We start from the raw sequence: 11,076 nt of genomic DNA, 5'->3' as shown, positions 1-11,076 counted from the left end.
GGTCGGAGTGGACGACGTAGTAAATCTTTTCAAAGACTATCTATCCAGAAGTTCCGGTTGGTCGATCGTCGCGAGTCTCGACTTTTTATTGAACCTTCTTCTGGACATATCTCCGAGCAGCGCGGATATCACTCAGCTTTTGAATTTGGCTTCTTCGCTTTTTTACAATCCGGACAATACTAGATCCTATACGATCACGAACATTCTTACACAAAGTCTTCCTCCCGTTTTGGACGCGATGGCTCCGTACGGAAGACCTCTTTACGGAACCGGATATTATCTCGCGACGAGCGGCGGATTTTTCTCCTATTTGGAAAATCGAATGTTCATGAATCCAGCTTTCAGGGCGAAGGATCTTTTTTCGGATCTTAAGAATTTTTTAAGATCGGATATCATCCAGAACAAGGAAGATACGAATCGTTCCTTTCTTTTCGCGACGGGAACTTTGATTCAGCAAATGGCGGACATCTATCAAGCCGGAAGAAAGTTCAGTCCGGTGGGTTTTTATATGTATGACAATTGGAACGACGATCAGCCTACGTCGACGCTTTGGGACGACATGAACTTTATGTTTTCGGTGCAGTGAAATAGAAAGAGGATTGGGGTAAAAACGATGAACAAAAATAGAAAAACAATCTTAGCGTTAATTTTTTTAGTTACGATTTTTTTCGGAGTCGGATGTAATTCGGATAAAAAAGCGGGTTCCCCCCTGAACAGCGTTCTATCCTTATTCGGAATTTCGACGGAGACTTCGGTTTCGGCTAACGTGGTCGCGCCGTATACGGAGACCGACACTCCCGCCGCGCTTCCGGCAAATTTCGGAACCGCTTCTCCGGAGGCGATTCTGTATATCTCGTCCACTACGGACGTGGACCGTTATAAAAGTATCGAGATTAGATTCTCCCATCCGATGAACAAAACGACCGTGCAAGCTGATTTGATATTATCTCCGACCGCGGGAGTTCTTCCCGGTCCGGGAAAGGGAGGATCTTTTTACTGGGCGTCGAGTTCACGTCTGATTTTCGATCCTTATCGTGAATTTAAGACCAACGAACAATATACCCTTTCTCTCACCAATAATTCGAAGACGATCGACGGACAGGATCTTACGAGTTATTCCCAGAGTTTCACGACAGAGCCGGATTATTTGATGACGAGCAAGATTAACACGACCAACACGTTAGGTGGAACAAACGACATTACGTTCAATAAGGCGACCACTCCGACTCTGACTTTGACTTCCACTTTTACAAATCCTCTCGTCGGAACGAATTCGATCCAATCGATCAAACTAAAACACATGGGCGATACGAATTCGAGCGGGATCGATATCTGCGCTGCGCCTCCCTGCGCGATGAATACTACGTTGACAACGAACTTGACAACTTCCGCGATTCCGCCGTTTGTCGGCGGGAACGTCTACTACTATGAGATCGCCGTCGCATCCGGAAAGATCTTCAAAAGATTTGCAACGTTTAACTACGGTAATGTGAACACGACTCCGGACAACATGATATCCAACGGCGGTTCGATCATTTTGGATCAGGCTCAGGCGATGCCTTTTCTTTCCAAAGTATTGGAAAGGTTTACCGCCGGAAATTTTAAGGTAAACGGAAACACGTTCAACCAATTTGCAGATTCTCCAAAGACGTCTGCGAGAAGGTCGTCTTATTGTATCGATTATAGCGGAATCGGAAGTTTCGCGATGCCCCAATACATACGAAACTACGGAGATTCCGCCACCGGTTTCGGAGACGGTTACTGCGGCGGCGCGGGTGAGAATCCGGGAGGATTCACTCAGGAAGGTTGCGCGACTCTGATCTTTACGAGTTGCACAGACTTCGACATCGACGTTTACATTACCGGAATCACAATTTATACGGGAGTCGCCGGCTTTCCATCGTTAAAAAATATCGGCGTAAACATGGTCGCTAACAACACGGGAGAATTGGGATTTCAGTTCAAGGGAAAAACCCTCGCGGTGGACATGGTGATGATCGCAAGAAGTCGAGGCTCTCTCTTCCTTGTCATCGGATCAGGAAACAGATTCGTATTTTCCACGACCGCCTATCTGAACTACAACGATTCTCCGCCTGCGGATAGGAACACCACCGGTAAAGCGAGTCTAACGATAGATTCCAACGGCGATACCGCGCTCAATATCTTTACTCCTATCACGACACTTTCCAATTTTGATACCACGGATTGGTCCAATAATCTTACCGTAAAGGATAGGGACGGAAGAGTAAACCAGGTCAAGTTGGAAGCGACTACGAGCGGACTCGCGGGTTGGCTCGCTGGAACCACGGAAGGCGCGGCTAACGGAATGGTTCCCGCGTTGACTCCTTTGATCACGAGATCGATGCTTCGCAACTTTATCGAAGACGTGGCTCCTTCCGTTTTGAATTCCATCATCGGATCCCTGAAAACGCCCGGAGTCGACATCGCTCTTCCTTCTTATCTTCCCGCTCCTCTTGCAAATTTTCCGTTGAACATCAAGATTAAGTTGGGAATGGATTCGCAAGTGCGCGTAACGGGTTCCAATCGGGGAATCGTAGGTTCCATCGATCTTGGAATCACGGCGAAGAATCCAATCGGTTCACCGAGAACTCACCAAGTAACGAACGGATTTGTTGTGACAAAACCGAACGGCGCGATGAGTAACCTGTATCAGTTTTCTCAGAGTGCGGCTAACCCCGGTTTGTTGCTTTCGCTTACGGTGGACTCGATCACTCAGGCGGCTTATCACCTCTGGAAGAACAGAGCCTTGGATCTGAGTATCGATAAGACTTTCATCGATACGATCAAACAGTATGCGGGAACGGATCCTTTGTTTCAGTTGACCGAGTCCTTAATCAAAGTGGCCCCGATCGTAAACATTCTCGCGCCCGGAAGGGATAATCTTGTGGGAATCGATCCGTCTACGAGCGTCCTTGTGCCCGCGATCAACGGAACGGACGATATCGTGATCGCGGTGAGTCCGATTCACGCGCCTAACGGAACTTTGAAGCCGGTAATCGGAACCGCTAAACCGAAGTTGGAAGTAAACTTCACCGATATTCAACTTTCGATTCGTGGAAAAAGACCGGACAATTCCACATATCTGATCAGCACCGCGAGAGCGAATTTGAAAGGACTCGCCGACTTCGACTTTGTCACTTTCTCCAATCCGACGAACAATCCTGCTTACGCAAACTTGAACGCTTTGAAGATCGTGATCTCGAACGGGCCGAGCTTATCATACACGTTAGACATCTTGGAAGGATCTTCCGGGGCGGGAGCTCCGAACCCTTTCGGGTTGGATCCGAAGGGAATTCTCGCCGTGATCGATCCGCTTGTTCCGTCGTTGATCGTGCCGCTTGTGAACAACGTATTGAAGGAGATTCCTCTTCCTCCTTCGATCTCGCTACCCGCGTTGACCCATCCTACAAACGGAACCGCATGCGGAATCATAGCCAAGACGACTCATTCGATTTTACAAACTCTGCCGATTGTGGATACGGAACCTTATCCGTATGTATTCGGCGGACTCAAACTCAATCCGAGCGGTCCCGCCATCAGCGATCCGGGAGTTTTGATCACCTGTCCTTAAGATTCGAAAATGATAAGAATTTATCGAAAGGCCGCCGTCAAAAAGCGGCCTTTTTTTTCGGCCAAAAGGCGGTAGTTTAGATAAGAATTCTTAGAAGATAGACGGATTGATTCGTTTAAATTCGTTTTCGCAGAAAATATTATAAAAATAGAATATTTTAAATTTATATCGGACCAATTGAGAATTTCAAAAAGAAGAATTCGGTTTCAACGCCGAGGCTATTGGAACGAAACTGTGCGCTTCATTTTGAGTGTTCGTAAAAAACGTAAACGCCGATCAAGATCAGAATAACGCCGAAAGTTTTTCCGAGTAATCCGGAATCGATGGATTCCGCGAACGAAGCCCCGAAATAGCCGCCGGCGGCAAAACCGACCGCGAGCAGACCCGCGGATTTGAAATCCACGTCGCCCGCCTTATAATAGACGTAAGCGGCCGCGATCCCGATCGGAGGAATCATAGCGGTAAGTGTCGTGCCTTGAGCCGTCTTTTGAGAAAAGCCTGCAAAAAAGATCAAGGCGGGGACGATGACGATTCCGCCCCCGATTCCAACCAAACCGCCCAAAACTCCCGCAGTAAAACCGATAACTAAAATCAAAATGATATTCATGGAATTTCCGCCAAATTTCGAATATGGATCAGAAGAGATGAAATAGTATATTCTAAAAATCGCAAGTTTGAATTGGAGGCCCGATCTAAAAATACTGAAAAATACGCGAAGAAGATTCGATCGGATCCTCCGAAAAAAAAGCGGAGGATTGAGAAATATCAATCGAATTGCGGGACATTCTTACGGGAAAAGTTTTTCTTTTCGATCGGATTGTGTTAAAGTGAATTCGATTTTTCGAATGGATCCGAATTGAAATAGAACGAACCATCATCGCAGATCGAGGTACTCCTATGAAAATCATCGTACTCGGCGCCGGCGTTTCCGGTCACACAGCGGCCACACTCCTAAAGAGATATCTCGGTAAAAAACACGAAGTCACGGTGATATCGCCGAACTCCCAATGGAACTGGATTCCTTCCAATATATGGGTCGGAGTGGGTGCGATGAAATCTCAGGATGTGACCTTTCCTTTGAAGCCCGTCTATGAGAAGCTAAAGATAAATTTCATTCAGGCGAAAGCGCTCAGCATTCATCCGGAAGGAAATTCGGTCGAGGGAAAATCTTTCGTTACGTACGAACACACTGCGGGAGAGCGGACGGGAAAAAAGGAAAATCTTACCTATGATTTCTGCATCAACGCGACCGGTCCAAAATTAAATTTTGGCGCGACTCCGGGACTTGGACCCGAGGAAGGGTTTACTCATTCCGTTTGCACCTACGGTCACGCGGAGGCGGCGGCGCGTTCGTTTAAGGACGCGATTCTTCGTATGAAAGCAGGCGAGGAATTGAATTTTGTAATCGGAACCGGCCACGGGACGTGCACCTGTCAAGGAGCGGCGTTTGAATATCTATTCAACATAGATTACGAATTGAGAAAGGAAGGAGTCAGAGACAAGGCGAAACTTCTGTGGATATCCAACGAATACGAGTTAGGCGACTTTGGAATGGGCGGAATGCATTTGGAAAGGGGAGGTTATATAACGAGCAGCAAAATTTTCGCCGAATCGTTGTTTACCGAGAGAGAGGTTCAATGGAAGACAAAGGCGCACGTTACGAAAGTAGAGAAGGATAAGATTCATTTTGTGACGTTGGATGGGGAAAAGAGTTTTGTAAAAACCGATTTCACGATGTTGATACCGCCTTTTGCCGGAGTCGGTTTAAAAGCGTTTTCGAAATCGGAAGAGGATATCACCGAAAAAATGTTCGCACCGAACGGAATGATGAAGGTCGACGCAAACTACGTTTCTAAAAGTTTCGAAGAATGGAATCCTAATGATTGGCCGAAAAGTTATCAAAATCCTCTCTATCCAAACGTCTTTGCAATCGGTATCGCATTTGCTCCTCCTCATCCGATATCGAAGGTGATGAAGACCAAGGATGGAATTCAGATTTCACCCACACCGCCTAGGACCGGAATGCCCTCGGCCACGATGGGTAAGGCGGTCGCGAAGAGCATAGCCGATATGATTCGATCCGGAAAGAAGAATCCGACTCATACGGCTTCGATGGCGGAGATGGGCGCCGCTTGCGTCGCTTCCGCAGGCAAAGGACTTTTTGACGGGGGCGCCGCTTCCATGACCGTATATCCGATCGTCCCGGATTATCAAAAGTATCCGAAGATAGGAAGATCGTTGCGTTATACGACTGGCGAGATCGGTTTGGCGGGACATTGGATCAAAACCCTTCTTCATTATATGTTCCTCTATAAAGCGAAGGGAAATTTCGGATGGTGGATCATTCCGGAATAAAATTAGGAGAAAGAAGAATGGAGACGCAAGAAGAAACGGAACTTATACTCGAAAGCAACGAGAAGCTGAGAGACGCTTACACACAAGGGGACTTTGCTTCGGTGCCGAACGGCATGACAAAATATTTTAGAACTTCTTTGTTATGGCAGATCTGGAGATTTATAGGAATCAATTTTAGAATGACTCTGATGATATTGAAGTCGCACCATTGAACTTTGCCTTCCTTGTCTATGCGGGTTTTTTAAAAACGCAGAAAACGGTTTGAGAAAGTATTCAAAGAATGTTTTAGGTCCGTAAAGTCTCCTAAAACCTGAAAAGTGTGGGAACTCATACGTTCTGCAAGGATAGGAAACGATTTGAAATCTCAGGGGAAGCCCTATGAGACGTAATTTGTAGGAACTCACACAAAGATCGGAATTTATAAAACGAGGTTTTTTCCGCTTCGTTAGGGTTTTAAGACGCGTCCTAATTTTTTTTGCGGGAAAGGAGGGGGAAACGAATCGTTGAGAGAATCGGAGCGAGCGTGAATTGAAAAACGAATGTGAATCCAAGAGGGAGTTTTTTAGGCCGACTTAAATTTTTAGTATATTAGAATATTATAGGATTCAAAAGTATTCTTTCGGAAATAAATCCACAAAAAAAGCCCGGGGGAAACCCGGGCTAAAACAAATGTTGTGGTTCTGGTCTTCTAGAAACTACTGCTTGCCGTAAGTCTCGTCTCTTTGAACGTCGTCAGGAGGAGTCCATCCTTCCGGCGTGTGACAGGAGAGGCAATTTTTAAGAGAAGCGTTCTTTTTCAGTCTCGCTTCGAAACCCGAAAGGGCCTTTAACTTTTTGATAATTCCTTCATATTCCACTTTTTTCATCTCCGAGTCTTTTGCGGAGATCATCGTTCCTTTTCCTTTTTCCTGAAGAATTTCTTTACCGTCGGAATCGGAAACCGCGACGGTTCCCTCGCAAGTGCAGAAAGAAGAATCTTTTGTCTTCGGATCGAACAACACCGAGAAAGAAGTGCCTCTTACTCCGGCTGTGGAAGTCGCCGTAGCAACGTCGAACTTTCTTCCTTTCAATCCCACGACTTTAAACCAGGCAAAACCTTGATTTACTTCGATTCTTCCGTCTTTGGATTCACCATGAAGACTCGCGAGTTTGATCTTACTGTTCTGCTGGATTTTGAATTCGGAACCCTTGTAGACAACGGTTAGTCTAGATCCGTTACCGGTGGAAATCAAATCTCCTTCGTCGACAAAGTCGTTTGATTTAAGCGGTTCCCAAGCTGTCTTTCCTGCTTTTTGAACATGAGCTTTTCCTAATAAAAAGCCTACCTTCGCGTCTCCGGTCTTTGTCTCTTGACTCAAGAGCACGATCGATCCTCCGGTCATCGTTAAGGATATTATAATCGATGCGATTTTTATCCTGTGGTTCATAACAATCTCCTAATTTAAAACTCTATCGTGGCTCTTAAAAGAATCCACCTGTCCATCGCGGAGTAGGCGAGTACGCCGAAATTTCCGACTCCGTTGAATTGCGCCAAATAATCTTTTTGTGTTCTCGCGTTGCCGGCTTGATCCACGTAAACATTTTGTCCGACTCCGTTGGAATCGAAGTTCTTATTTTCAACGTATCCCAAAGCCAGCTTAAACTGAGGGGAAACCATCCATTCTAAAAAGACGCTCACTCTTCTGAAGGAACTCTTACTCGAATAACCGTTTATGTTGGTTTCGGTTAAAGAATTTTGGATCAGAGGCGATAACACTCCGTTTGCGGTTGGAACTCCCATACCCGGAAGCAATTCTTTTTGATTTGTCTGGGTTGTTCCCATCGTTCCGTTGCTTCCCGTTCCTCTTTCATATCTTCCCAAAAGGGAAAAGTCGCCAAACCCGAGCGAGATCCAAGCATACGCGCTTTTTCCGTAACTGTCTTTTCCGTAGACCAGAGGAGTCGTATAGAGCTGCATTCGATCCCGAATCTCTCCTCCGTTTTGTCTTTTGAAAAATGCTCCAAGTCCTAAATTCCATTTGAGAGAACCGGTCCAAACAAAATTGACTTCCGAACCTGCGGCGTCCGATTGTAAGGCTCTTTTATTTTTTATAAGCACTGTGTTGAAATTTAGGTCGTTCGGAAGACAGCCGGTCTTTCCTTCATAACATTCATAACCGGCGGAACCGACCGCATTTTCTTTTCTGTAAAAAAGATGAAAGCCTGCCTTCGTTTTATCGTCTAACTGCGGTTCAACGGAGAATCTCGCCGAGATATCCATTCCCGCTGAATTTATATTTTGAGCTTCCCTATAACCTTCTCCGTTACTCACCATCAGCTGCGAACTGACGATCGACCATTTACCGGTCGCGCTCAATCCCAGGTCCGCGGGTTGGGGAGCGAAACCCAAGGATTCCAGAGGAGCGCGATCGATATATCTCCATTTCCAATAGTTGCTCCACTGAGTATAAGTGTGCGGAAGTTCCTGCATCCCGAAATTAAGCGTATAACTTCCGAGAGCGGTTTCCCAGGTTTTTTTGACGCTGGCACGTCTGACGCTAACAACATAAGGATTTTGTTTACTACCGCCGTCCGATCGTGTATCCGCTGTTAGCTGGGAATTCCGCACCAATTCCCCCCAGAGTTCGGTTTGAATTCCGGTTTCCTGAAAGGTTTTAGAGATCATGAGCAAAGTCCAAGGTGTGGAAAACCCCGATTTATCATTCTGACTCATGTAAGGATTAGCGGGTGCGTTTTGTCCCGTTGTCGACAATGCAACCGCTTCATTCTGCAATTTAGAGCCGTAAGAAGGGGAGATTACAGCTCTAACGTCTAATCCGTAATAGGCGTCAGGCTCGTCTTTTTTTGTTGTAACGACTTGTTCAGCGTTCATACTCTGGACCAGAAACAAGGATAAAGGCAGGATAAAGTGGATTTGAATTCTTTTCATGATTCCCCTGAACCGTTACTAAGAAAAAAAAACTTTTTTCCGTCAATTTTTTCTGCGTTTTCATCCCTCATCTTTCTTCTTAAAAAAAACGAATTCGGGCAATTCTTTTCCTGAAAATATGTCCCGCTCGGAAATGAACTTCAGTTTTTAAGGAATTAAGAGAGCAAATCCGGAATGACGGGAAATAAATTATGCGCTTCAATGATCTTCCAAGCAGGTGAAAATGATAAACTCCGGGCGTCGAATTCGTTGGTTTAAACTGTTCTTTTGGTTCTCCATAAACACAGTGATCGGAACGATGAATTCTCTCCTGATCGCTCATAATTCGAATTCTCCTTTTTGGAAAGTTTTTCTTGCGACTCAAATCACGACTCATTTCGTTTGTGGAATCGTCGAGATGACCGTGGAATCTCTGAATTCTTCCGGTCACAAACACGGAGTTTTGAAATCCGGGATCACCCTTCTTCTTGCTTCCTGTTTCGCTGCGATCATCGGGGTCGCAGCCGGCGGTATTCTTCACGCTATCGCTCTCTCCGATGAAAGTCCCGGAAGAGAGCACGGCGGTTCCTATAATATTCTGTTGAGTTCCCTGATTCTTGCCCTTTTTATCTCCGTTCTCGAGAAGTCGATGCAGATTCTCATAGAGAAAAAAAAGGAATCGGAAAGCGCGCTCAAGGATCTTCACTACGCCGCGTTACAATCTCGGATGGACCCGCATTATTTATTCAATACTTTGAATACGATTCACGCGTTATTGGAGATAGATCCGCTTCGTGCGGATCGTGCGATTCTTCTGTTATCGGATTCGTATCGATTTTTAACGGAGAGGCATTCCGCAAGATTGGTTTCATTTAAGGAAGAATGGGAATTTACGAAAAATTATCTTGAACTTCAGAAGATCCGTTTTGCGGATTTTATGGAACTCAAGATGGAAAGTCACGGAGATTTTTCGGGGGTATCGATTCCTCCCCTTTCGATTCAACCGCTTGTGGAAAACAGTTTTAAACATTCCGAAAGTTCCGCGAACATTCGGCGAAAAATTTACGTGAAAGCGGTAACCAAGGACGGAAGAATTCGAATTTTGGTCGAAGATAACGGAACCATCTCTACATCCAAAAGAGAATATACGAGTCCCACTGGAGGTGGATTTGGTATGAACGCGATAAGAAGTACGCTAAGAAACATACAAGCAAGGCTTGACTATAATTTTAGAGACGCTATATTAAAATTAGAAGAAGGTAAATCCGGGGGAACCACGGTTCTTCTTGAGTATTCAATATGATCGATTCAAACTTTAGCGTGCTGATAGTGGAAGACGAAATCCCCGCGAGGGAATTGTTGAGAAAGTATCTGGAAGAATGGCCGTCCTTTAAGATCGAAGCGGTCGTCGGGAACGGGCGTCAGGCTCTTGAGATTTTAGATCGAAAAACTTTTGATCTTATCTTTTTGGACGTGAATCTTCCTGAAAAATCCGGGATCCAGGTTCTGGAAGAAAAAGGAAAGGTGGCTCCCGCGCTCGTCTTTACGACCGCCTATCGGGATCACGCGTTGCAGGCTTTTGAAGCCGGCGCATTGGATTATCTTTTAAAGCCGTATTCGAGAGAAAGATTCCGAGAGACGATGACGAGAGCGGAGGAATTTTTATCCGTTCGAAAGAAAGGAAACAAAGTGGAGTCCTTTTTATTTTTCCGCGAATCGGGAGTTTTGCATAGGCTTTCCCTTTCGAAACTTCTTTATCTTACCGCCAACGGAAAAAAATGCGTCCTTCACAGTCTGGATAAAGATCACGAAACTTCGAAACTTTTGGGTGATATGGAAGCGGAACTACCTTCGGATCGTTTTGTAAGAATTCATAAAAAATATATTCTAAATTTGGAATATATTTCGGGTATGAAATCGAACGCCGGCGGCGGATACGAAGTTTTTTTAAACGACGAAGACGAAACGATTCTTCCGGTCGGTCGGGAATACGTTTCCAATCTTAGGGATAGATTTCGGGAAAACGGGGTCGGATGAACTTAGAGTTTCTACGGGAATTTCAAATTCGAATAGCAACTCTTTTTTAGAAGAAACGATTTGTCGGAACAAGTAATTCGGATTCAAAGAAGAATGGATCGATCGTTTTCTTATTAGAGATCGATTTTGAGATATGATCGGAAAAACCGAGAAAGACAAAAGTTCTTTCTGCGATTTAATGAAT

The 11,076-nt window shown here is 45.3% G+C and carries 8 protein-coding genes and 1 pseudogene; 6 read left to right on the top strand and 3 right to left on the bottom strand.

Annotation, left to right across the window (positions count from 1 at the left end; all coding sequences use genetic code 11):
• Positions 1–586, top strand: a pseudogene (locus CH376_RS24255) (hypothetical protein); the annotation flags it as partial.
• Between the two features lie 27 nt (positions 587–613).
• Positions 614–3,592 carry an Ig-like domain-containing domain gene (locus CH376_RS11800; RefSeq protein WP_100786273.1) on the top strand — a complete coding sequence of 993 codons (2,979 nt, stop codon included), beginning with the start codon at positions 614–616 and terminating at the stop codon, positions 3,590–3,592.
• A 241-nt stretch (positions 3,593–3,833) separates the two neighbouring features.
• Here the strand turns inward: CH376_RS11800 and CH376_RS11795 are convergent, their stop codons facing one another.
• On the bottom strand, positions 3,834–4,199 hold the full coding sequence (locus tag CH376_RS11795) for a TSUP family transporter (protein ID WP_338063561.1): 366 nt from the start codon (positions 4,197–4,199) through the stop codon (positions 3,834–3,836).
• Positions 4,200–4,489: 290 nt separating this feature from the next.
• Here CH376_RS11795 and CH376_RS11790 point away from each other — a divergent pair, with 290 nt between their 5' ends.
• Both CH376_RS11790 and CH376_RS11785 read left to right on the top strand, forming a co-directional pair.
• On the top strand, positions 4,490–5,947 hold the full coding sequence (locus tag CH376_RS11790; protein WP_100786272.1) for an NAD(P)/FAD-dependent oxidoreductase: 1,458 nt from the start codon (positions 4,490–4,492) through the stop codon (positions 5,945–5,947).
• Between the two features lie 17 nt (positions 5,948–5,964).
• On the top strand, positions 5,965–6,159 hold the full coding sequence (locus CH376_RS11785) for a hypothetical protein (protein ID WP_100786328.1): 195 nt from the start codon (positions 5,965–5,967) through the stop codon (positions 6,157–6,159).
• A 483-nt stretch (positions 6,160–6,642) separates the two neighbouring features.
• Here CH376_RS11785 and CH376_RS11780 read toward each other — a convergent pair whose 3' ends face one another.
• The gene (locus CH376_RS11780; protein ID WP_100786271.1) at positions 6,643–7,374 is read right to left on the bottom strand and encodes a FecR family protein; all 732 of its coding nucleotides are present in this window, start codon (positions 7,372–7,374) and stop codon (positions 6,643–6,645) included.
• Positions 7,375–7,388: 14 nt separating this feature from the next.
• Positions 7,389–8,876, bottom strand: coding sequence for a hypothetical protein (locus tag CH376_RS11775; RefSeq protein WP_100786270.1), 1,488 nt, complete (start codon positions 8,874–8,876; stop codon positions 7,389–7,391).
• A 298-nt stretch (positions 8,877–9,174) separates the two neighbouring features.
• Here CH376_RS11775 and CH376_RS11765 point away from each other — a divergent pair, with 298 nt between their 5' ends.
• On the top strand, positions 9,175–10,158 hold the full coding sequence (locus CH376_RS11765) for a sensor histidine kinase (RefSeq protein ID WP_100786327.1): 984 nt from the start codon (positions 9,175–9,177) through the stop codon (positions 10,156–10,158).
• Complete coding sequence (locus CH376_RS11760) at positions 10,155–10,892, top strand: LytR/AlgR family response regulator transcription factor (protein ID WP_100786269.1); 738 nt, start codon at positions 10,155–10,157, stop codon at positions 10,890–10,892. The genes CH376_RS11765 and CH376_RS11760 overlap by 4 nt, the downstream gene beginning before the upstream one ends.
• Positions 10,893–11,076: the final 184 nt, after the last annotated feature.

It is taken from the genome of Leptospira adleri (assembly GCF_002811985.1).
GTDB lineage: Bacteria > Spirochaetota > Leptospiria > Leptospirales > Leptospiraceae > Leptospira > Leptospira adleri.
The sequence above is the reverse complement of the archived record's forward strand: the minus strand, read 5'-3'. Positions and strand labels throughout refer to the sequence as shown.

What these genes read in the sequence shown, in the direction of transcription:
- CH376_RS11775 (WP_100786270.1), bottom strand. Translation starts at nt 8,876, where the DNA reads ATGAAAAGAATTCAAATCCACTTTATCCTGCCTTTATCCTTGTTTCTG.
- CH376_RS11760 (WP_100786269.1), top strand. Translation starts at nt 10,155, where the DNA reads ATGATCGATTCAAACTTTAGCGTGCTGATAGTGGAAGACGAAATCCCC.
- CH376_RS11795 (WP_338063561.1), bottom strand. Translation starts at nt 4,199, where the DNA reads ATGAATATCATTTTGATTTTAGTTATCGGTTTTACTGCGGGAGTTTTG.
- CH376_RS11780 (WP_100786271.1), bottom strand. Translation starts at nt 7,374, where the DNA reads ATGAACCACAGGATAAAAATCGCATCGATTATAATATCCTTAACGATG.
- CH376_RS11800 (WP_100786273.1), top strand. Translation starts at nt 614, where the DNA reads ATGAACAAAAATAGAAAAACAATCTTAGCGTTAATTTTTTTAGTTACG.
- CH376_RS11785 (WP_100786328.1), top strand. Translation starts at nt 5,965, where the DNA reads ATGGAGACGCAAGAAGAAACGGAACTTATACTCGAAAGCAACGAGAAG.
- CH376_RS11790 (WP_100786272.1), top strand. Translation starts at nt 4,490, where the DNA reads ATGAAAATCATCGTACTCGGCGCCGGCGTTTCCGGTCACACAGCGGCC.
- CH376_RS11765 (WP_100786327.1), top strand. Translation starts at nt 9,175, where the DNA reads ATGAATTCTCTCCTGATCGCTCATAATTCGAATTCTCCTTTTTGGAAA.